The following is a 20,631-nucleotide window of genomic DNA, read 5'->3' on the forward strand; positions in this document are numbered from 1 at the left end:
TCCAGTTCAATGTAACTGCACCCTTGAATAAGACGGTTGTTCGCACAACTTGTCCAGCAAAGAACCCTTACCTCAAGTTTCCGCAAAACCGCCAGGCCAGTTGCTTGCAACCATGCCGCCGGCGGTTTGAAGCACGGCGTCCCAATGTTCAGCTTAGTCGCCCTGACGGTCCGGCGCATCGAGTTCAAAGGCTGTGTGCAGAGCGCGCACCGCAAGTTCCAGATACTTCTCCTCGATCACCACCGAAACCTTGATTTCCGAGGTGGAGATCATCTGGATATTGATGTTTTCCTTTGCCAGCGCCTCGAACATCCGGCTGGCAACACCCGCATGCGAACGCATGCCGACACCCACGATCGAGACCTTGGCAATATTGAAGTCGCCGCCAGCTTCGCGGGCACCGATGTTTTCGGCCGTTGCGCGCAGGATTTCCAGGGCATTGGCGTAATCATTGCGGTGAACGGTAAAGGTGAAATCCGTGGTGTTATCGTGCGAAACGTTCTGCACGATCATATCCACTTCGATATTCGCCGCACTGACCGGACCGAGAATCTTGAATGCCACGCCAGGCGTATCCGGCACACCGCGAATCGTCAGCTTGGCCTCATCACGATTAAAGGCTATACCGGAAATGATTGGCTGCTCCATGGACTCTTCCTCGTCAAGGGTAATGAGGGTGCCCGGCCCCTCCTGAAAGCTGTGCAGTACACGCAGCGGGACATTGTATTTGCCGGCGAATTCCACCGAACGGATCTGTAGCACCTTGGAGCCCAGGCTGGCCATTTCCAGCATCTCCTCGAAGGTGATTTTTTCCAGACGACGGGCCTGCGGAACTACCCGCGGATCCGTGGTGTACACGCCATCCACATCGGTATAGATCTGGCACTCGTCGGCCTTGAGTGCGGCAGCCAGCGCCACACCGGTAGTATCCGAACCGCCGCGGCCCAGCGTGGTGATGTTGCCGTGCTCGTCGACACCCTGAAATCCTGCAACCACCACGACCCGCCCGGCCTTGAGGTCGGCGCGCAGTTTCTGGTCATCTATCTGCAGAATCCGCGCCTTGGTGTGCGCACTGTCCGTCAGAATCCGCACCTGGCTGCCGGTGTAGGAAACCGTCGGCACACCCAGCTTGATCAACGCCATGGAAAGCAGGGCGATGGTCACCTGCTCGCCGGTGGATAGCATCACATCCAGTTCACGACCCACCGGCTGACCATCGGTCACCTGGTTGGCCAGATCGATCAGGCGATTGGTCTCGCCACTCATGGCCGAAACCACGACCACGATGTCATCACCGTTCTCGCGAAACTTCTTCACTTTCGCTGCAACTTGCTGGATCCGCTCGACGGTACCCACTGAAGTGCCGCCAAATTTCTGTACGATCAAAGCCATATAAAAAGCCGCCTGATGCCTCGGAGGGCGCCCATTAGACCCACATCGGGCCAGACTGCCAAGGCCTGGCGGACGCGCTGCAGGCCTTGACGTTGATTAATTTACAGCGTGCTTTCGACGAAAGTGACAGCCAGGGCCAGCGCCGCGTCGAGCTTGCCGGTATCCGAGCCGCCGCCTTGCGCCATATCCGGACGACCGCCACCCTTGCCACCGACTGCTGCAGCGGCCTGACGCATCAGGTCCCCGGCCTTGAGCTTGCCGGTCAACGACTGGGTGACGCCCGCCACCAGCACAACCTTGTCTTCCTGCACGCCGCCCAGAAGAATCAGTGCATCGCCCAGCTTGTTCTTCAGCTGATCCACCATCGCCAGCAGCGCCTTGCCATCCAGTCCGTCAACACGGCTGGCCAGCACTTTGACCCCCTTGATCTCGATGGCAGCAGCGGCCAGATCATTACCCGCTGCGCTCGCAGCCTTGGCTTTGGCCTGCTCCAGTTCCTTTTCCAGCTGGCGGTTGCGTTCCAGCAATGCGCTCAACTTGTCCAGGACGTTGTCACGACTACCCTTGACAAGCGCTGCAGCTTCCTTCAACTGATCATCGGCAGCATTCAGCCACTCCAGTGCACCCGCCGCACTGACGCCTTCGATCCGCCGAACGCCCGCTGCCACACCGCTCTCGCTGATAATCTTGAACAGACCGATATCGCCGGTGCGCGAGGCATGGGTGCCGCCACACAACTCGACAGAAAAGCCATCGCCCATCGTCAAAACGCGCACCTGGTCACCATACTTCTCGCCGAACAGCGCCATGGCACCCTTGTTACGCGCGGTTTCGATGTCCGTCTCTTCGGTGACCACCGGTGAATTACTGCGGATCTGTGCATTGACCAGCGTTTCGATCAGCTTGAGCTGTTCCGCTTTCACCGCCTCGAAGTGACTGAAGTCAAACCGCAGGCGCTGACTGTCAACCAGCGAGCCTTTCTGCTGCACGTGCTCGCCCAGCACCTTGCGCAAGGCTGCGTGCAGCAGGTGCGTGGCCGAATGGTTCAGTGCAGTCGCCTGGCGCTGTGCCGCTTCGACCTGGGCCTGCAGCGTATCGCCAGGGCGAATCGTGCCAGTCGTCACGCTGCCATGATGCAGAAAAGCCCCGCCCGCCTTGGTCGTATCGCTTACATCGAAACGTACGCCGGCACCATAAAGATAACCGCAATCACCTACCTGACCGCCTGACTCGGCGTAGAACGGCGTGCGATCCAGCACGATCACACCGTCCTCACCGGCATTCAGACTCTCGACCGCAACGCCGGCCTTGAACAGCGCAAGCACCCTGCCCTCGCCTGCAGTGCCTGCATAACCGGTAAAAACAGTATCCGCATCCACCTTGACCAGGCTGTTGTAGTCCATGGCAAAAGTGCTGGCCGAGCGGGCACGCTCGCGCTGGGCCTGCATCTCGCGCTCGAAGCCCTCTTCATCCAGAGTCAGGTTCCGCTCGCGGGCAATATCTGCGGTCAGGTCAACCGGAAAGCCAAAGGTGTCATACAGCTTGAACACCACATCCCCGGGGATCACCGTACCTTCGAGCTCGGTCAGATCCTGTTCGAGAATCCGCAAGCCCTGCTCCAGGGTCTTGGCAAACTGTTCTTCCTCGGTTTTCAGCACGCGTTCGATCTGTGCCTGCTGCTGGCGCAACTCGGGAAAAGCCTCACCCATCTCGGCGACTAGTGCAGCGACAATCTGATAGAAGAAACTGCCCCTGGCACCCAGTTTGTTGCCGTGACGGCAGGCCCGGCGGACGATGCGCCGCAACACGTAACCGCGACCTTCATTGGACGGTGTCACGCCATCGGCAATCAGGAAGCCACAGGAACGGATGTGGTCCGCCACCACTTTCAGTGAGGCCTGGCCCTCATTGGCACAACCGATGGCACTGGCAGCCGCATTGAGCAGGCTCTGGAACAGGTCGATTTCATAGTTCGAGTTGACGTGCTGCAACACCGCGCTGATTCGCTCAAGGCCCATGCCGGTGTCCACACTCGGCGCCGGCAGCGGGTGCATGACCCCATCGGCCGTACGGTTGAACTGCATGAACACGTTGTTCCAGATCTCGATGTAACGGTCACCATCCTCTTCGGCAGAGCCCGGCGGGCCGCCCCAGATATGCTCGCCATGGTCGAAGAAGATTTCCGTGCAAGGGCCGCAAGGCCCGGTATCGCCCATCGCCCAGAAGTTGTCCGAAGCGTAAGGCGCACCCTTGTTGTCACCGATGCGGATCATGCGCTCGGCCGGAACCCCGACTTCCTTGTGCCAGATATCGTAGGCCTCATCATCACTGGCATAGACCGTGACCCAGAGCTTTTCCCTGGGCAGATTCAGCCACTGCTCCGAAGTCAGAAACTCCCATGCGTAATGAATGGCTTCACGCTTGAAATAATCGCCGAAGCTGAAGTTGCCGAGCATTTCAAAAAAGGTGTGATGGCGCGCGGTATAGCCGACATTTTCCAGATCGTTATGCTTGCCGCCTGCACGTACACACTTCTGGCTCGACACCGCACGCGTGTAGGCACGCTTTTCCAGACCAAGAAAACAGTCCTTGAACTGGTTCATCCCGGCGTTGGTGAACAGCAGGGTCGGATCATTCGCCGGAATCAGCGAACTTGAAGGCACACGGGCATGCCCCTTTTGCTCAAAGAACTGCAGGAAGGCTTCACGAATTTCAGCGCTTTTCATGGGAACTCTCGGGGCTTGTACGGACGTGGATTGCCGGCAAAGGGCCGTATTATATAGGCCTCGGCCAAAGCGTGTAGTGCTTTCTATGCCAGACACAGCTGAACTGCCTGTGCAGACTTGATCAACAGGACGCGAATGCACCTTTCGACTTCAAATTTTGCCGGCTATCCGGTCATTACATTCACAACTGAACTGACCGGTCATTTGCAGACCGGCGTTCGATAAAATTCTCGCCAGACCCTCGCCCCCGACCACAAGGGCTGGATATAATGCCCAGCCGTTAATTGCTTCGGCGTCAGCCTGACCTGCTCACGCCAGCTGCCCTTCTTCTATATTTTCGAGTTCCTGCATCATGAGCCTGTTTTCTGCTGTCGAAATGGCCCCTCGCGATCCGATCCTTGGCCTTAACGAAGCCTTCAATGCAGATCAGCGCACAACCAAGGTCAACCTTGGCGTAGGCGTCTATTACAACGAGCAGGGCCGGATCCCCTTGCTGCGCGCTGTTGCAGCTGCAGAAAAAGCCCGCGCCGAGGCACAGACACCCCGCAGTTACTTGCCAATCGAAGGTCTTGCCAGCTACGACCAGTGCGTACAGAAACTGCTTTTCGGCAACGACGCAGCGGTCCTGAGCGAAGGCCGCGTGGTGACCGCACAGGCCCTCGGCGGCACCGGCGCACTCAAGGTAGGTGCCGACTTTCTCAAGCGCCTGCTGCCCAACGCCGTGGTTGCAATCAGCGATCCCAGCTGGGAAAACCACCGCGCCCTGTTTGAAGCGGCCGGATTCCCGGTGCAGAACTATCGTTATTACGATGAAGCAAGTCATGGTCTGAATCGTCAGGGCATGCTTGATGACCTCAAAAACCTGCCGGCACAGTCGATCATCGTATTGCATGCCTGCTGCCACAATCCGACCGGCGTGGATCTCGAAGCAAGCGACTGGCAGGACGTCCTCGACGTGGTACGCGAGCGCAACCATGTCGCGTTTCTGGATATCGCCTATCAGGGCTTTGGTGACGGCATCGAGGAAGACGCCACGGCAGTGCGGCTGTTTGCCGAGTCCGGACTGAGCTTCTTTGTCTCCAGCTCATTTTCCAAGTCGTTCAGCCTCTACGGCGAACGGGTCGGTGCGCTGTCCATCGTTACCGAAACGCGCGAGATGGCTGCGCGAGTACTTTCGCAGGTCAAGCGCGTCATTCGCACCAACTACTCCAACCCCCCTACCCACGGCGCCAGTATCGTCGGCGCGGTGCTGGGCAATCCCGAACTAAACAGCCTGTGGCAAGAAGAACTGGCACAAATGCGCGAGCGCATTCGCGGCATGCGTCAGGCCTTTGTCGAGAAACTCGCGGCAAAAGGCGCATCCCGGGATTTCAGCTTTGTCACCAGACAACGCGGCATGTTTTCTTACTCCGGGCTATCCGCCGGGCAGGTTGAACGCCTGAAAAACGATTATGGTATCTATGCGGTCAACACCGGACGCATCTGCGTTGCAGCACTCAACGAGCAGAATCTGGACGCAGTGACCCAGGCGATCGTCGAAGTCCTCTGAGGCGTGAAAACTGGCGTGTTGCATGCGCACCGAGGTTGACTTCTTTTTTCAATTTATTAGGATTTGCAGCGTCATTCCGCGATAGCTCAGTCGGTAGAGCAAATGACTGTTAATCATTGGGTCCCTGGTTCGAGTCCAGGTCGCGGAGCCAAACACAAAGCCCCCGGCATCTGCCGGGGGCTTTTTTTGTAGTGGGTTTTACGTGAGTTGCCAGAAGCGGCAACAACACTGAAATCCCTGCTGCAGATGAAACTCAGTTGACGCTGAGCTTGGCGCGGTTCTTTTCCAGTGTAGCTGCACCGATGCCCTTCACTTCCAGCAGCTCATCCACAGATGTGAAATCACCATTGGCCTGACGGTGCGCAACGATAGCCTTGGCCTTGACCGCACCAACTCCCACCAGTTCGCGCTCGAGCGTCAGTTCATCGGCCGTATTCAGATTGACCACGACCACCTGAGCTGGTGCCTGAACAGCTTGAACCGCAGCAGATTTGGCAACTTGAGGGGCGGCGCTCTCGGCAGCAGAAGCTGCAACAGAAACACCAATCAGAAGGGGAAACAACAGACCAGCAAATACAGATTTACGCATGATGAAGACTCCATGTCATAGGGAAAGCACAGCAGTTCCTTGGCTGTGCAGACTTCAAAATAGCTTGGGTTCCTCGTCTGTCAAATTGACCTGATAAATTTTTCTCGTTCGAGTCAGGCCATGCGCTGCAGGTAAACCCAGTCGACGATTTCGCTTTCCGGAGCATAGCCGTTGACCAGGCTACACAGCTGTTTACGCACATGCCCGTAGTCGTCAGCTTCAAGTGCTGCAAAAAGCATCTGCAGAGCCTCGGCAAGCTCAGGCCAGGATACAAACTCTTCGTTGGCGCGCATGATCATCGGGTGTTCTGTCGGAGTCACATTGTCGCCAATCAGCAACTCCTCATAGAGCTTCTCACCAGGCCTCAAGCCGGTGAACTCAATGGCAATATCCCCTTCCTGATTACTCTCAGAGCGGACACTCAAGCCCGACAGCCTGACCATCTTCTGGGCCAGTTCAAATATCTTCACCGGCTCGCCCATATCCAGAACAAACACATCTCCACCCTGCCCCATCGCACCTGCCTGAATCACCAGCTGGGCTGCCTCGGGAATGGTCATGAAGTAGCGGGTGATCTCCGGATGGGTAACAGTTACCGGTCCACCCTGTTCAATCTGCTGGCGGAATAACGGAATCACCGATCCGGATGAACCCAGAACGTTGCCGAAACGCACCATGGTAAAGCGGGTCTGGTTTATCGTTGACTCACTGTTCCCGTCGAGCAGTAGCGGCTTAGCCTCACGACTCAACGCCTGCAACAGCATTTCAGCCAGACGCTTGCTGCAACCCATGACATTGGTTGGACGTACAGCCTTGTCAGTAGAAATCAGCACAAAATTGGCCACGCCAGCCCGGACGGCAGCCTGAGCAACCATCAGCGTGCCCTGGACGTTGTTCAGTACACCCTCGGCGATATTGTGCTCCACAATGGGCACATGCTTGTACGCTGCAGCGTGGTAGATAGTGTCCACCTGCCAGCTGCTCATCAGGTCCTGCAGACGTCGCTGGTTACGCACTGTGCCGAGAATCGATATCAGTTTGATGGGCAAGGACTCAATACGGATTCTATTTTCCAGCTCCGTTTGAATGCTGTAGAGGTTGAACTCACTGTGCTCAAAAAGAATCAGACAGGAAGGTGAAGTTGCCAGTATCTGCCAACACAACTCAGAACCGATTGAACCTCCCGCACCGGTAACCATGACTACCTTTTCCCTGATGCAGCGCTCAAAAAGCTCCTGCTGTGGAGGCACAGCATCCCGGCCCAACAAGTCAGCAATCTCCACTTCCTGAAGATCGCTGACGCTGACCCGTCCCGCCGCCAGATCCATGAAGCCCGGGATACTGCGAACCCGCAGCGGAAAATGACCTAATGAGTCCAGAATTTCTTTTCGACGTGAGCGGCTGGCAGAAGGAATTGCCAGCAGCACTTCTTCAGCCCCCGTGTCACTTAGCATTTGCTCAACCCGGGAAGGCTCATAGACTTGCAGCCCGGATATCACTCGACTGACGATGCCCTCGTCATCATCGATAAAAGCTACAGGCAGCATTCCTTTGCCCATTCTTAACGCTGTAACCAACTGGTTACCTGCGGCGCCGGCACCGTAAATGGCAACCTTCACCTGCTGGTCATTTCGTTGAAAAGGCTTTTGCCTGCTGAACAAGCTGCCGACGAAATATTGCCGCATGAGAAGACGGACGCCGCCCACCAGCAGCAATGTCAGGCACCAATATATGAAAACCACCGAGCGCGGCATCAGCGCATCAGGCCGAACCACGTAAATGGCCACCGCAAGAAGCAGTGTTGAAAGAGTGACCGCATTGAAGATAGTCAGCAGTGCATTGCCATCAAAGTACCGCAGAACTGCACGGTACAAACCAAATCGAATAAACAATGGAATGGCCGTCAATGGCGCCACTAAGAACAGCCACAAATACTCACCGAACGGGTCTATCAACTGATCAACACCCAAACGGATCGTAAAGGACAGCCAGACAGCCAGCCAGACCAGGCAAATATCTACAATGACCTGCAACGCACGCTTAAAACTACGCGGCCTTTGAACCAGCCAATGGCGCAGACTTCTGGCACTTATACTCAAATCTTACTCCCCGTATCGAGATCCGAATTAAGCTCGAGTCCCGCGCCAAAACGACGTGCCAATAAAACCAATGGCATATAGGCAATTGCCACACCTACCAGGCCATCCAGGAGGTGCAATGCAACTAGCATGGCCAAGGGCAGCAACCAACACAGATTGATTAGCGCCACCGCCAGCGTCACCGGCAAATGACGACCATAGCGCTGGGTCGCATGCTGATACGCGTGACTGCGATGCGCCTCATAAACCTTGACGCCACGCAATAAGCGCTGAAGCAGAGTCAGAGTCGCATCGACAATAAAAACGCCGAGCAAAATCAGCCAAACCCACAAAAAAGCCGGATCAAGAGCGGACGACTGAATCGAAAACACACCCAACAACATGCCCAGAAAACCACTGCCCGCATCCCCCATAAATATCTTGGCGGGTGGAAAGTTCCAAAATAGAAATCCGAGCACTGCGGACGCAAGCAACCCCAGAGGCCATACCCCTTGAAAATGCCCCGTCAGCCAAAGCAGGAATGCCCCTCCGAGACAGCAACTGAGCGCCTCAATACTGGCAATACCGTCAATACCGTCCATGAAGTTGTAAAGATTAAGCAACCACACCAGGTACAACGTAGCCAGCACATTCCCGATCCAGCCCAGGTCAATAACAAAGCCAAACATATCCAAAGCGGGGAGGCCGTTGAGCCAATAGAGAGCCCAGATTGCAGCACTGAAATGCCCCAGCAAGCGCCAACGTGCAGCAATATGACCGTGATCATCGGCAAAACCCAGTATCGCAACGCCTCCGCCAGCCCCGACAAGTGCCAAGGTGGCTGACCAGTCAATTATTCCCAGAAAGTACAGCACCGGCACCGCAAGAAGAAAGCTGACCACAATGGCAACCCCGCCGCCTCTGGGTGTAGGCACCGAGTGAGAGCTGCGTGCATTGGGAATATCGATAATGCTTCTAGCCAGCGCATAGCGGCGCAGAGCGCCTGTCAGAACGCTCGAAAGAAAGGCAACTCCCAGCAGCAACCAGGCAATCATTTGCTCCGATGCTCCAGAAAATACTCTGCAGTCTTGCGCAACCCCTCATCCACAGAAACGGGCGGCGTCCAACCTAATAGCTCACGGGTTTTGCTGATATCCACCTGCAGCGATCCGCATAAGCGTTGGGCTAAGTCCTGCTTGCCCAACAGACGCGCGCCAAACTCCAGAAGCCAGGCCGGCACAGGGAGCAAGCGCGCAGGTTTACCTAATGCGCTGGCCATTCTGCGCAACAAATCCGTGGTGGAAAGGTCTTCACCATCACTGACCAGAAACACCTGGTTGGCTGCCGCCGGATGATCAATGCACGTCACTATCAGATCGACCAGATTATCCAGAGCGACCAGACTGCGCTTATTGTGAATAGCACCAAAAGGTAAAGGTATGCCCCTGCTTAACCAGCTCATCATGCTTAAGAAATTAGCTTTAACGCCAGGGCCATAAACAAGCACCGGTCGAATGATCACCACCTCCATACCTGTCTCGGCTGCCAACGCTTGCAGACCCTGTTCGGCTTCACATTTTGAAATCCCGTAAGCATCTTGAGGCCCCATCACCCCATTGGGACAGAACGGTATACCCTGCGAAGTGTCCTCGCCATTGACTTTGATTGAGCTAATAAAGATAAAGCGCCGCACTCCAGCAGCTGCAGCTTGCCGAGCGAGCTGTAGAGTACCCTCAACATTAACCCGTCGAAATTCACTATAGGGATCAGCTGCCTGCTCCTGCATGACATGCACACGAGCTGCACAATGAATAACCACATTTACTGAGTTCAACGCTCGCAAGCAGTTCGTTTCAGAAAATAACTCTTGACCGACGAACTGCTCTAATTCTGGAAGCAGCCCCGTTAATTTACTCCGACCTATAACGCACACCCGCATGTCAGGACGCGCCAATAATTGGCGTAAGACAGCACCTCCTACAAACCCGCTAGCCCCCGTAAGCAGAATTTTGAGGGAGGACACTTATATTTCTCCGAAACTACTAAAAGGAACCTTGGGTAAGCGCCACCAATGCTTAAAGAAATATCGAAACATGCTTGTTAAGTGCCAGCAAAAATGCCTTAAATTACGATGACTTTCCCGCCGCGCATCGTGTATAACGCCTACTGTTTGGCAAACTACCACAGGCAATCCGGCTTTCCAGGCCCGCACACATATATCAACATCTTCGTAGTAGAGGAAAAACCCCTCATCAAAACCTCCAAGCTGCGCGAAAGCTTCACTGCGAAATAACATGAACATGCCTCCCACCCATTCGGGATACATGAATTTATTTCGCCTATCGAAGGTATAACGTTCCACCCTTCCTGTTAACACCTTTAGCAACAGCATTCTCACCCGCGGAAAATGGCGCACACTGTCGTCAATTTCTTTATTCGGCGAGAAAATCAACGGCGCAGCCAATGCAGAACCAGTGTCTCGAATAGTTGAAAGCAATTGAGGAAAGGGAGATTGCCCTATACGTATATCCGGATTCAACGGACAAAAAAATGGCTGAGTACACAGTCTGAACGCACTATTATGGTTAGCGGAAAACCCTTTAGAGCGACCATTACGAATTACTAGCAAACGAGGGTCACTCGACAACTCTAACCGCTCAGGAATATTCAATGTCAGAATCACCTGACTGATGCCAGAACAAGCCAAGACCGATTCAAGTAATCGACTCACCATCAAGCCATGACCATGGCTAATAATAGAAATTGCAATCAATTGATTAACCTCTCATTTTCTAAAAAGTCCCTTATCCAAAACATTGAAAAGACTAATCAACGAGCAACTACGCTTTCCTTGAACAATTCGACGTTTTTTAAAAGCTCTTGATACACCCTTTAATGCATCAAACTTAGCACGCAATATTACAGACCTACGACCTTTTATAGAAAAGTAACAAATAGTCATAGTATTAACTAAAATATGCAAAGGAAGAAAAATCCAAAATAAAAATCCAGGCATGTTTTTTATATATGCCCAAACCATATTTCTATGCCCATGATACAAAACAAAATCGCTTTGCGCGCCACCACTGGTTGCCGAACCAACATGCCGAACGACTGCCTCCGGCACATAATAAGATCCGTATCCGAGCAAGCGTAATCTGAACCCTAAATCAACATCCTCAATATAGCAAAAATAGTCCTCATCAAACCCGTCCACAGCCAAGATAGCATCACGTCGATATAGCGCAGCAGCCGCGCACGGTGAAAATATCTCCCGAGGCAACAAATCCACTTCACGCTGCTCACAACCGTGCCGCTCCCGCCAAGGCACTCCGCTAATATGGTACTTATCACCCACGCCATCAAGCATACTCGGAAACTCAGCAATCAACTGCCTAGAGCCGAAGCTGGCACACTCTGGACGAGCCTCCGCTGCATGAAGCAATGCGGACAACCATTCAGGCTCAGCCATTGCATCTGGATTAAGCAACGCAACATAATCTGTAGTGCACTCTCGTAACGCTAAATTATTTGCTGCAGCAAAACCCAAATTAGCACCTGAGCAAATAAGGCGAAAATCCGGGAAATCCGAAACGCAATTTTCAGACCCATCGGAGCTCGCATTATCAACAATCAAAACAGCATCAGGATAACGTGCCTGCTGAATTAGTGACCGCAAACACTCTCGCAAGTACGCCCCACTATTCCAGTTAACAATAATCACTGTTACACTAGCCACCGGACACCTGCCGCACTAAAATATAAATTATAAAATAAAAACACAATCGCACCACATCTGAAACCACTATAAATTTCTGCGCGAATTTACAACAGAAGAAATAACCAGTAATATTTCTTTTAAAATATTTTTAATAACCGTAAAAAAGCCACAGTTCACAGATAGTAATTTACGCCATTCACGCTGATAAAAAAAATTAATTAGCTCCTTAATAATCAACTCCTTAACAAGAGCATCCCTAATATAATAAAGATCAAGCCCTGAGCGATCAAAGTCCATAATCCTCTGACGCACAACATCTAAATGAACTTTGACCAATCTCTTTCTATTAGAAATTTCTCCCTTTAACGTTCCAGCCCTTCCCCTACTAATACCAACCCCAACACGATAATAAAGTAAATCATCATCAATAAAAAATATCTTATCCTCTATTATAGCCCTGAAACCAAAAATCAAATCTTCATAAGCGCCTAAAAAAGATATAATCCCATATTTATTAAACATCTCTCTGGAGCACGCTCCACTCGCTCCAAGATATACTGAATAGCTTGAGGCAATATTTTTATAATTGATTTTTTTAAAAATACTGTAATCGATTGTTTTGTCAATTAACACCTTATCACTTCTATCAATCTCAATCGCTCTCGAGTGAATAAGCATTGGCTTTTTATTACCAACATAACACTCAACAATCCTATTAACTCTATTACTAAGAGAAATATCATCTCCCGCCGCCAAAACAATCAACTCTCCGCTTGAACAGCCAATAACTTTATTCACGTGAGAAATTAATCCAATATTAACATTATTTCTTAATAATTTTATATTATGTCTTCCAGAATAACTAAAAAAAAGATCTTCCATTATATTAAATGTATTATCTGAAGAGCAATCATCTGACAAAATTATCTCTAGCGAATCATATGATTGTGCAAACGCACCCAAAACAGCATCACGTATGAATTCTTCTTGGTTATAGGCAAACAAAGCAAAGGTTACCAATGGCTTTTCGGTATCACTCATGCATCACACCTAAGTTGAATAAATAATATCGAGTTATTGCTGCCACCCTGTCTAATGCCCCGTTAAAATCGATTACTCTAACCCGACGGCTTTTTGTAACAAACTCAAAATGCTTGCCGTCAATAGACCCTTGACAGCACTCAGCCAGTTGATAGACGGCGCCATGTCCCAGAGAGGGAGACAACCCAGCGCAAGGCACCTGAATATCGCGTGCCGCGAAGTCTCTATGCCCTGTTGAACTGCCCGTCCGATAGCAACGGCAATTTGTTGAGTGCCAATCGTGCCAAAGCAGATCGTGGCATTGGTTGAGACGGTAGCCAACAAGTTTTGCAGGGGGCCTAACAAACCGATGCCAGCAGAGCCGAGCAGAACGGCAACCACCTTTATCCTAAGCAAGCCAATCAGAATATTAATGGCCGTTGCTCCTCCGATTTTCGAGGAGTTACACAGAATTTGACGATCGGAGGATTTCTCGGTCACCGGTAGTGCCTGCAAATGCTGAGCCGGGACGAGTTAAACGTGAGCACGCTGCATCTGTAGGAGCGAGCTTGCTCGCGATACAGACTACGCCACAACTTCGCGAGCAAGCACGCTCCTACGAAGTGTGCACTTGACTGAGCTGGTACTGGCTGGATATGCATCAACCTGCCCATTGATTACATGCCCGAACAACAGCTTGGGCATCATCGGCACTCATGGTCGGCCCCATCGGCAGGCTGAGCACTTGCTGGTGCATGGCCTCGGTCAACGGATAATTTCTGCCATTCCATTGCGCGTAAGCCTGCTGCAGATGGGGCGGTATCGGGTAGTGGATGAGTGTCTGTACTCCCGCTTCGGTCAGGTGCTGCTGCAAGGCATCGCGCTGCTGACTGCGGACGACAAACAGGTGCCAGACGTGTTGTTCCGGGTTGGGGCAACAGGGCAGCTGGATGGCGGAGTTGCTAATGCCTTCAAGGTAGAGGTTGGCAATCTGCCGGCGCTGCGCGGTTTGTTTATCCAGATATTTGAGTTTGACACCAAGCATGGCTGCCTGAATTTCATCGAGACGGCTGTTCACTCCCTGATAGAGGTTCTGGTACTTCTCGTGGGAGCCGTAGTTGCGCAGGGCACGCAAGGTTTGCGCAAGGTCGTCGTCGCTGGTGGTGATGGCACCCGCATCACCCAGGGCACCAAGGTTCTTGCCGGGGTAGAAGCTGAAGCCTGCGGCATCGCCCCAGTTACCGGCCTTACGGCCATCCAGGCTGGCACCGTGGGCTTGTGCTGCGTCTTCCAGTACCAGCAGGTTGTGACGTTCGGCAACCTCCAGCAAGGCTGGCATGTCGGCCAGCTGACCGTAAAGATGCACAGCCAGAATGACGCGGGTTTTTGGCGTGATTGCAGCTTCTGCCTTGAGAGGGCACAGGTTGTAGCTGGCCTCATCGGGCTCAACCAGTACCGGTATCAGACGGTTCTCGGTGATGGCAAGGATGCTGGCGATATAGGTATTGGCGGGGACGATGACTTCATCGCCCTCCTTGAGCCTGCCCAGCTCTTTCCAGGCGCGCAGGGTAAGCGTCAGGGCATCCAGTCCATTGGCCACACCGATGCAATGACTGGTACCGCAGTATCTGGCGAAGTCATTTTCGAAGCAGGCCAGTTCGTTGCCGGTGATATACCAGCCGGAGTCGATCACGCGGGTGCAGGCTTCGATCAGTTCGTCACGATTGACTGCATTGATGGCTTTGAGATTGAGGAAGGAGATCATTGCAACACCTTGCTCGCCAACTCATTTTTACAAACCTCAACACTCTCTTGAGTAATCTCAAAATAGAGATTTTGTTCATCCTCGCCTGTTACCTTTGCTCCCATTTTTTTATGAAAGCTGATAACCCGTTCATTCCCCTTCATCACTTCAAAATGCGACTTTGAAAATTTGAGGACATTGAATCCAAACTCATAGATCAGAAAAGCACTCTCGAGCGCAGAAAACCTAGTCTTGCTGTCGTTGAGAATCCAACTGCCCCAACAGAACGAATCATCTCTCAAGTCATACACTCGAATAGTGCCGCAAGGAGCGCCGTCATTTCTTTCGATGATGAAATAAAACTGTGACCCGTCTGCCTCTGCCCTCTTGTATCTGTCTATCCATTCGCGCTGAGCGGCAACATCTGGGGCAACAGCAGAAAGGAACTGATTATATCGCGCATCCATTCTCAAACTTAATACAAACTCTGCATCGGATGGTTCGATCAATCTCAATCGGACTGTTCTAGATTGTAAAATCAAGCGCGAATCCCCTCGAGGAACTCTGAATAACTGCGGATGTAATCCGCTTCGTCATAGTGCTCGCTGGCCAATACCAGCAGCACGCAGTCATCACTGAAGTCGTGCATTTCACGCCAGACCATAGTCTCGATCAGCAAGCCTCTGGTAGGCGAACTCATCCAGGTCTCTTCACGTTTAACGCCATCATCCAGCACCATACGGCACTTGCCAGCCACACAAATGGCAACCTGTCGCAGGTTGTGATGGGCATGAAAGCCCCGGCTGACACCTTCTGCTGTGTGATAGATGTAATAGACACGTTTGATATCGAAGGGCACCGCCTTTTCCATACCAATTTCAAGTGCCACGAGACTTCCCCGGTGGTCGCCTAGTGTTTGAAAATCAACCCACTTGATCAAGCTCATTATTTGCTCGTCTTCAATTGACGCAAGTGTGCCGCTTCCAGGTCTTTCTGATTAATAATAAATGTCAACCCTTGCGGCCACTGAATTGCAAGATCTGCATCATCCCAGCGAATTGCCGCCTCACACTCTCTAGCGTAGTAATCGGTGGTTTTGTAAAGAAAGTGGGTGTCGTCTTCCAGAGCAACAAAGCCGTGGGCAAAGCCATCAGGAATCCACAGCATCCTGTGGTTTTCTGCACTTAGCTCAACGCCTACATACCTACCAAAGGTTGCCGAGCCCTGTCGTATATCCACCGCCACATCAAAAGCTGCGCCTTGTGTGACACGCACCAGCTTGCCTTGGGCATGTGGCGGCAACTGATAGTGCAACCCTCGGAGTACACCCTTTTTTGAGCAGGAATGGTTGTCCTGCACAAAAGGGCGCGGAATTGGTAATCCCAACCTTGCCAGTTCAGTATGAAATCGTTGTTCATTGAAGCTTTCCATGAACCAGCCACGCTCGTCTGCAAAAACCTGAGGCTCGATTAGCACGACATCGGGTATATCGGTCTGAATCAGCTTCATTGACCTGACTCCTTGAGTAGTCCCAGCAGATACTGACCATATCCGGTTTTCTTCAGTCCTCGTGCCTGTTCCTTGACCTGCGCTGCACTGAGCCAGCCATTGTGAAAGGCAATTTCTTCCAGACAGGCGACCTTGAAGCCCTGGCGCTTCTCGATGGTGTGCACGAAGTGGCTGGCCTCCAGCAGGGACTCATGGGTGCCGGTGTCCAGCCAGGCAAAACCGCGGCCAAGCATTTCCACGCTGAGTGACTGGCTTTCAAGGTAAACACGGTTCACATCGGTGATTTCCAGCTCGCCGCGCTCGGAGGGCTTGATCGACTTGGCAATCTCGACCACCCGATTGTCGTAGAAATACAGCCCTGTCACGGCGTAGCTGGACTTTGGTTTCAGTGGCTTTTCTTCGATGCTGATGGCGCGGCCGTTGTTATCAAACTCGACCACCCCGAAGCGCTCGGGGTCGGAAACGTGATAGCCGAATACCGTGGCACCCTGCTCCCGCTGATTGGCGGCTTTCAGATTCTCGGAGAAATGATGGCCATAGAAAATATTGTCGCCAAGGATCAGGCAGCAATTGTCATCGCCAATAAATTCCTCGCCGATGATGAAGGCCTGGGCCAGACCATCGGGTGAAGGTTGCTCGGCGTAACTGAGGCGGATGCCGAACTGGCTGCCATCACCCAGCAGTTTGCGGAAATTCGGCAGATCTTCCGGTGTCGAGATGATCAGCACGTCGCGAATGCCCGCCAGCATCAGCACTGACAGCGGGTAGTAGATCATCGGCTTGTCGTAAATCGGCAGCAGTTGCTTGGATACGCCAAGGGTGATCGGGTGAAGCCGGGTGCCGGAGCCGCCGGCGAGGATGATGCCTTTGCGCTGCATATCAGTGTCCTTGAATTTCGTTGAGCATGCGCGATACGCCTGATTGCCATTCCGGCAGAGTCAGACCAAAAGTATCACGCAACTTGCTGCAGTCCAGTCGCGAGTTGTGCGGGCGACGGGCCGGTGTCGGGTACTCGCTGCCGGGAATCGCGTTTATCTGCTGCACCGCCAACTGTTTGCCGGCAGCCCGGGCCTGTTCGATCACATAGCTCGCATAACCATGCCATGAAACCTCACCCGCCGCTGCGAGGTGGTACACACCGCTCAGGTCTGGCTTTGACAAGGCGCAGCGCAGCGCGTGGGCAGTGACATCCGCGATCAGCTCTGCACCGGTAGGCGCGCCCAGCTGATCGGCAATCACCTTGAGCTGCTCGCGCTCGGCCGCCAACCTCAACATGGTTCTGGCGAAATTGCCGCCACGCGCGGCATATACCCAGCTGGTACGCAAAATCAGGTGACGGCAGCCTGAAGCCTGAATAGCCTGCTCGCCCAGTAACTTGCTCAAGCCATAGCAGTTGAGTGGCGCCGGATGCGCGGTTTCAGTCCAGGGCAGTTCGCCACTGCCGTCAAACACATAGTCGGTCGAGTAATGCACCAGCCAGCCTTCAAGCTTGTGCATCTCCCCGGCCATGACTTGCGGAGCCTGCGCATTGATCAGGCCGGCCAGCTGCGGTTCGCTTTCGGCCTTGTCTACGGCCGTATAGGCCGCTGCATTGACCAGTACATCCGGCTGCAGGCTGCGGATGGTTTTGCGCAAACCTTCAAGGTCGGTCAGATCACCGCAAAGACCATTTTCGCCCTGGCGATCCAGTGCGACCAGCTCACCCAAGGGTGCCAGCGCCCGTTGCAACTCCCAGCCGACCTGGCCGTTCTTGCCCAGCAGCAGAATCTTCATGGTTTCACACTGCGCCCGGCGTAGTTGGTCTCCAGCCATTGCTGGTAGGCACCGCTTTTTACATGCGCTACCCACTCTGTATTGTGCAGGTACCACTCGACGGTCTTGCGAATGCCGGATTCGAAGGTCTCCAGCGGCACCCAGCCCAGTTCGCGCTGGATTTTCGAGGCATCGATGGCGTAGCGCAGGTCATGCCCGGGGCGATCCTGCACATGGGTGATTTGCGTCCGGTAGGACTGGCCGTCGGCGCGGGGCCGCAACTCATCGAGCAGGTCGCACAGGGTATGCACCACCTCGATGTTCTGCTTCTCGTTATGTCCGCCGATGTTGTAGGTCTCGCCTACTTCGCCCTCGGTGACCACCTTGTACAGCGCGCGGGCATGGTCCTCGACGTACAGCCAGTCGCGCACCTGATTACCCTTGCCGTAGATGGGCAATGGCTTGCCATCCAGCGCATTGAGGATCACCAGCGGAATCAGTTTTTCCGGGAAATGACAGGGGCCGTAGTTGTTCGAGCAATTGGTCACCAGGGTCGGCAGGCCATAGGTACGCAACCAGGCCCGCACCAGGTGATCGGAACTGGCCTTGCTCGCCGAATAGGGCGAACTGGGTGCATAGGGTGTGGTTTCGAGGAACAGGTCCTGCGGCCCTTCCAGGTCGCCATATACCTCGTCGGTGGAAATATGGTGGAAACGGAAGGCTGCCTTGCGCGTTCCGTCCAGAGCCAGCCAGTACTGGCGCGCCGCTTCCAGCAGCATGTAGGTGCCGACGATGTTGGTTTCGATGAAAGCCGCCGGGCCATCGATGGAGCGATCGACATGGGACTCGGCCGCCAGATGCATGACCCGATCCGGCTGATGCTCGGCAAACACCCGGTCCAGTTCGGCACGATTGCAGATATCCACCTGTTCGAAGGCGTAGCGCTGACTGCCGCTGACCTCTGCCAGCGACTCCAGATTGCCGGCATAGGTCAGTTTGTCCAGATTCACCACGCTGTCAGCGGTATTGCCGATGATGTGCCGAATAACTGCAGAGCCGATAAAGCCGGCGCCGCCAGTGACAAGAATTTTCATCCCAGGATCCTGATTACACTGAATTTTATGGCTATCTTAAGGCAATCACTCTACTGCAGGCAGCTTGCGTTTGAGCGGTGCCAGGCCGTCCTGACTGATCAGTCCGGATGGTTGCTTGCGTTTGGACGGACTTTTGGCCGAAGGCTTCGGCTTCTGGGTCGCGTTTTTCTTCGCAGCGGTCTTTTTCTTCTTTACCCCGACTGCCTTGCCGGAGGCCTTCAAATTTTTCGGCCCCTGATAGCTGCCCTTGAGGTCCTTGATCACTCGCCGTTCGAAGCGTTGCTTCAGATAGCGCTCGATACTCGACATCAGGTTCCAGTCGTTGTGACAGATCAGCGAAATGGCCAGCCCTTCCCCGCCGGCACGCCCGGTGCGGCCAATGCGGTGTACATACTCATCACCGGAGCGCGGCATATCGAAGTTGATCACCAGGTCCAGCCCGTCCACATCCAGACCGCGTGCGGCCACATCGGTGGCCACCAGCACCCTGGTGCCGCCCTGACGCAGCCGATCGATCGCCAGCTTGCGGTCTTTCTGATCCTTGTCGCCGTGCAGCACGAAGGCTTTCACCTCAGCGGCGACCAGCCGGCCATACAGACGGTCGGCCTGCACCCGGGTGTTGGTGAAAATAATCGCCTTCTGATAGGTCTCGTTGGCCAGCAGCCATTGCACCAGCCGCTCCTTGTGCGCCATGTCGTCGGCGGTAATGATTTGCTGGCGGGTGCCTTCGTTGAGCTCGCCGACCAGGTTCAGCTTGAGGTGCAATGGATCGCGCAACACCTTGCCCACTATGTCGCGCAAACCATTGCCGCCACTGGTCGCGGAGAACAGCAGGGTTTGCTGGCGATTGACGCACTCGCTGGTGAGGCGCTCGAGATCCTCGGCAAAGCCCATGTCGAGCATGCGATCGGCTTCATCGAGGATCAGCATCTCGACCTGTTTGAGGTCCAGAGTACCTGCGTTGAGATGTTCGATCAGCCGTCCCGGTGTGCCGATCAGCACATCCGGCACCTTGCGCAGCATGGCGCCCTGCACCTTGAAGTCTTCACCACCGGTAATCAGCCCGGACTTGATGAAGGTGAACTGGGAAAACCGCTCCACCTCGCGCAGGGTCTGCTGTGCCAGTTCGCGGGTCGGCAACAGGATCAGTACGCGGATGCGCACCCGCGGCTGGGCCCGACCCATCAAGCGATTGAGCATTGGCAGCACAAAGGCTGCGGTCTTGCCACTGCCGGTCTGCGCGGTAACCCGCAGGTCCCGGCCTTCTACGGCCGGCGGGATAGCCGCCAACTGAACGGGCGTCGGCTCGGTAAAATTCAGCTCGGCCACCGCCTTGAGCAGACGTTCGTGCAGGGCAAATTGGGAAAACACGGGACTACCTCGGAAAATTAAGCCAGACAGCTGCATAGGTTACCGGTTGACGGCTGTACCTGCCGAGATTCTTCGGCATTTGCCGA

The 20,631-nt window shown here is 53.9% G+C and carries 19 protein-coding genes and 1 tRNA gene; 2 read left to right on the forward strand and 18 right to left on the reverse strand.

Annotated elements, in window-relative coordinates; all coding sequences use genetic code 11:
- Positions 1–153 precede the first annotated feature (153 nt).
- Complete coding sequence (locus BLT89_RS09090; protein ID WP_090194380.1) at positions 154–1,392, reverse strand: aspartate kinase; 1,239 nt, start codon at positions 1,390–1,392, stop codon at positions 154–156.
- A 101-nt stretch (positions 1,393–1,493) separates the two neighbouring features.
- Positions 1,494–4,118, reverse strand: coding sequence for an alanine--tRNA ligase (gene alaS / locus BLT89_RS09095; protein ID WP_090194382.1), 2,625 nt, complete (start codon positions 4,116–4,118; stop codon positions 1,494–1,496).
- A 352-nt stretch (positions 4,119–4,470) separates the two neighbouring features.
- Between alaS and BLT89_RS09100 the strand changes: the two genes are divergently transcribed.
- Both BLT89_RS09100 and BLT89_RS09105 read left to right on the forward strand, forming a co-directional pair.
- Complete coding sequence (locus BLT89_RS09100) at positions 4,471–5,667, forward strand: amino acid aminotransferase (protein ID WP_090194383.1); 1,197 nt, start codon at positions 4,471–4,473, stop codon at positions 5,665–5,667.
- A 75-nt stretch (positions 5,668–5,742) separates the two neighbouring features.
- Positions 5,743–5,818 (forward strand) — tRNA-Asn (locus BLT89_RS09105).
- Positions 5,819–5,920: 102 nt separating this feature from the next.
- Here BLT89_RS09105 and BLT89_RS09110 read toward each other — a convergent pair.
- The 16 genes from BLT89_RS09110 to BLT89_RS09185 form a co-directional block, all read right to left on the reverse strand.
- Positions 5,921–6,256 carry a ComEA family DNA-binding protein gene (locus tag BLT89_RS09110; protein ID WP_090194385.1) on the reverse strand — a complete coding sequence of 112 codons (336 nt, stop codon included), beginning with the start codon at positions 6,254–6,256 and terminating at the stop codon, positions 5,921–5,923.
- A 113-nt stretch (positions 6,257–6,369) separates the two neighbouring features.
- Entirely contained in the window at positions 6,370–8,355 is a 1,986-nt protein-coding gene (locus BLT89_RS09115) for a polysaccharide biosynthesis protein (RefSeq protein WP_231974995.1), read from the reverse strand.
- Positions 8,352–9,389 (reverse strand): MraY family glycosyltransferase, encoded by a 1,038-nt coding sequence (locus BLT89_RS09120; protein WP_090194386.1) that lies wholly within the window; start codon positions 9,387–9,389, stop codon positions 8,352–8,354. Before BLT89_RS09120 ends, BLT89_RS09115 begins: the two co-directional genes overlap by 4 nt.
- Positions 9,386–10,357, reverse strand: a complete 972-nt coding sequence (locus tag BLT89_RS09125; protein ID WP_197673493.1) for a UDP-glucose 4-epimerase family protein — start codon at positions 10,355–10,357, stop codon at positions 9,386–9,388. Before BLT89_RS09125 ends, BLT89_RS09120 begins: the two co-directional genes overlap by 4 nt.
- A complete protein-coding gene (locus tag BLT89_RS09130) occupies positions 10,358–11,107 on the reverse strand; it encodes a glycosyltransferase family 2 protein (protein WP_197673494.1) in 750 nt (249 codons plus the stop codon). It abuts the gene before it with no gap.
- 12 nt (positions 11,108–11,119) lie between these two features.
- Positions 11,120–12,073: a glycosyltransferase family 2 protein gene (locus tag BLT89_RS09135; protein WP_090194391.1), complete on the reverse strand. Its 954-nt coding sequence runs from the start codon at positions 12,071–12,073 to the stop codon at positions 11,120–11,122.
- Between the two features lie 66 nt (positions 12,074–12,139).
- Positions 12,140–13,096, reverse strand: coding sequence for a glycosyltransferase (locus tag BLT89_RS09140; RefSeq protein ID WP_090194393.1), 957 nt, complete (start codon positions 13,094–13,096; stop codon positions 12,140–12,142).
- 72 nt (positions 13,097–13,168) lie between these two features.
- Positions 13,169–13,576, reverse strand: coding sequence for a hypothetical protein (locus BLT89_RS09145; RefSeq protein ID WP_090194395.1), 408 nt, complete (start codon positions 13,574–13,576; stop codon positions 13,169–13,171).
- Positions 13,577–13,736: 160 nt separating this feature from the next.
- Entirely contained in the window at positions 13,737–14,840 is a 1,104-nt protein-coding gene (locus tag BLT89_RS09150) for a DegT/DnrJ/EryC1/StrS family aminotransferase (protein ID WP_090194397.1), read from the reverse strand.
- Positions 14,837–15,334, reverse strand: a complete 498-nt coding sequence (locus tag BLT89_RS09155) for a GNAT family N-acetyltransferase (RefSeq protein WP_231974996.1) — start codon at positions 15,332–15,334, stop codon at positions 14,837–14,839. Before BLT89_RS09155 ends, BLT89_RS09150 begins: the two co-directional genes overlap by 4 nt.
- A gap of 23 nt (positions 15,335–15,357) precedes the next feature.
- Entirely contained in the window at positions 15,358–15,765 is a 408-nt protein-coding gene (locus tag BLT89_RS09160) for a sugar 3,4-ketoisomerase (RefSeq protein ID WP_090194400.1), read from the reverse strand.
- Complete coding sequence (gene rfbC, locus BLT89_RS09165; protein ID WP_090194402.1) at positions 15,765–16,328, reverse strand: dTDP-4-dehydrorhamnose 3,5-epimerase; 564 nt, start codon at positions 16,326–16,328, stop codon at positions 15,765–15,767. Before rfbC ends, BLT89_RS09160 begins: the two co-directional genes overlap by 1 nt.
- Positions 16,325–17,206, reverse strand: a complete 882-nt coding sequence (gene rfbA, locus BLT89_RS09170; RefSeq protein WP_090194404.1) for a glucose-1-phosphate thymidylyltransferase RfbA — start codon at positions 17,204–17,206, stop codon at positions 16,325–16,327. The genes rfbC and rfbA overlap by 4 nt, the downstream gene beginning before the upstream one ends.
- 1 nt (position 17,207) lies before the next feature.
- Positions 17,208–18,101, reverse strand: coding sequence for a dTDP-4-dehydrorhamnose reductase (gene rfbD / locus BLT89_RS09175; RefSeq protein WP_090194406.1), 894 nt, complete (start codon positions 18,099–18,101; stop codon positions 17,208–17,210).
- Positions 18,098–19,174, reverse strand: coding sequence for a dTDP-glucose 4,6-dehydratase (rfbB, locus tag BLT89_RS09180; RefSeq protein WP_090194408.1), 1,077 nt, complete (start codon positions 19,172–19,174; stop codon positions 18,098–18,100). Before rfbB ends, rfbD begins: the two co-directional genes overlap by 4 nt.
- A 45-nt stretch (positions 19,175–19,219) precedes the next feature.
- Positions 19,220–20,545 carry a DEAD/DEAH box helicase gene (locus BLT89_RS09185; RefSeq protein WP_090194410.1) on the reverse strand — a complete coding sequence of 442 codons (1,326 nt, stop codon included), beginning with the start codon at positions 20,543–20,545 and terminating at the stop codon, positions 19,220–19,222.
- Positions 20,546–20,631 lie beyond the last annotated feature (86 nt).

This window comes from Pseudomonas pohangensis (assembly GCF_900105995.1).
Taxonomy (GTDB): domain Bacteria; phylum Pseudomonadota; class Gammaproteobacteria; order Pseudomonadales; family Pseudomonadaceae; genus Aquipseudomonas; species Aquipseudomonas pohangensis.

Excerpts from the sequence above, each read along its gene's own strand:
- BLT89_RS09100 (WP_090194383.1), top strand. The coding sequence starts at position 4,471 with ATGAGCCTGTTTTCTGCTGTCGAAATGGCCCCTCGCGATCCGATCCTT.
- rfbD (WP_090194406.1), bottom strand. The coding sequence starts at position 18,101 with ATGAAGATTCTGCTGCTGGGCAAGAACGGCCAGGTCGGCTGGGAGTTG.
- rfbC (WP_090194402.1), bottom strand. The coding sequence starts at position 16,328 with ATGAAGCTGATTCAGACCGATATACCCGATGTCGTGCTAATCGAGCCT.
- rfbA (WP_090194404.1), bottom strand. The coding sequence starts at position 17,206 with ATGCAGCGCAAAGGCATCATCCTCGCCGGCGGCTCCGGCACCCGGCTT.
- BLT89_RS09160 (WP_090194400.1), bottom strand. The coding sequence starts at position 15,765 with ATGAGCTTGATCAAGTGGGTTGATTTTCAAACACTAGGCGACCACCGG.
- BLT89_RS09120 (WP_090194386.1), bottom strand. The coding sequence starts at position 9,389 with ATGATTGCCTGGTTGCTGCTGGGAGTTGCCTTTCTTTCGAGCGTTCTG.
- BLT89_RS09090 (WP_090194380.1), bottom strand. The coding sequence starts at position 1,392 with ATGGCTTTGATCGTACAGAAATTTGGCGGCACTTCAGTGGGTACCGTC.
- alaS (WP_090194382.1), bottom strand. The coding sequence starts at position 4,118 with ATGAAAAGCGCTGAAATTCGTGAAGCCTTCCTGCAGTTCTTTGAGCAA.
- BLT89_RS09110 (WP_090194385.1), bottom strand. The coding sequence starts at position 6,256 with ATGCGTAAATCTGTATTTGCTGGTCTGTTGTTTCCCCTTCTGATTGGT.
- BLT89_RS09150 (WP_090194397.1), bottom strand. The coding sequence starts at position 14,840 with ATGATCTCCTTCCTCAATCTCAAAGCCATCAATGCAGTCAATCGTGAC.
- rfbB (WP_090194408.1), bottom strand. The coding sequence starts at position 19,174 with ATGAAAATTCTTGTCACTGGCGGCGCCGGCTTTATCGGCTCTGCAGTT.
- BLT89_RS09140 (WP_090194393.1), bottom strand. The coding sequence starts at position 13,096 with ATGAGTGATACCGAAAAGCCATTGGTAACCTTTGCTTTGTTTGCCTAT.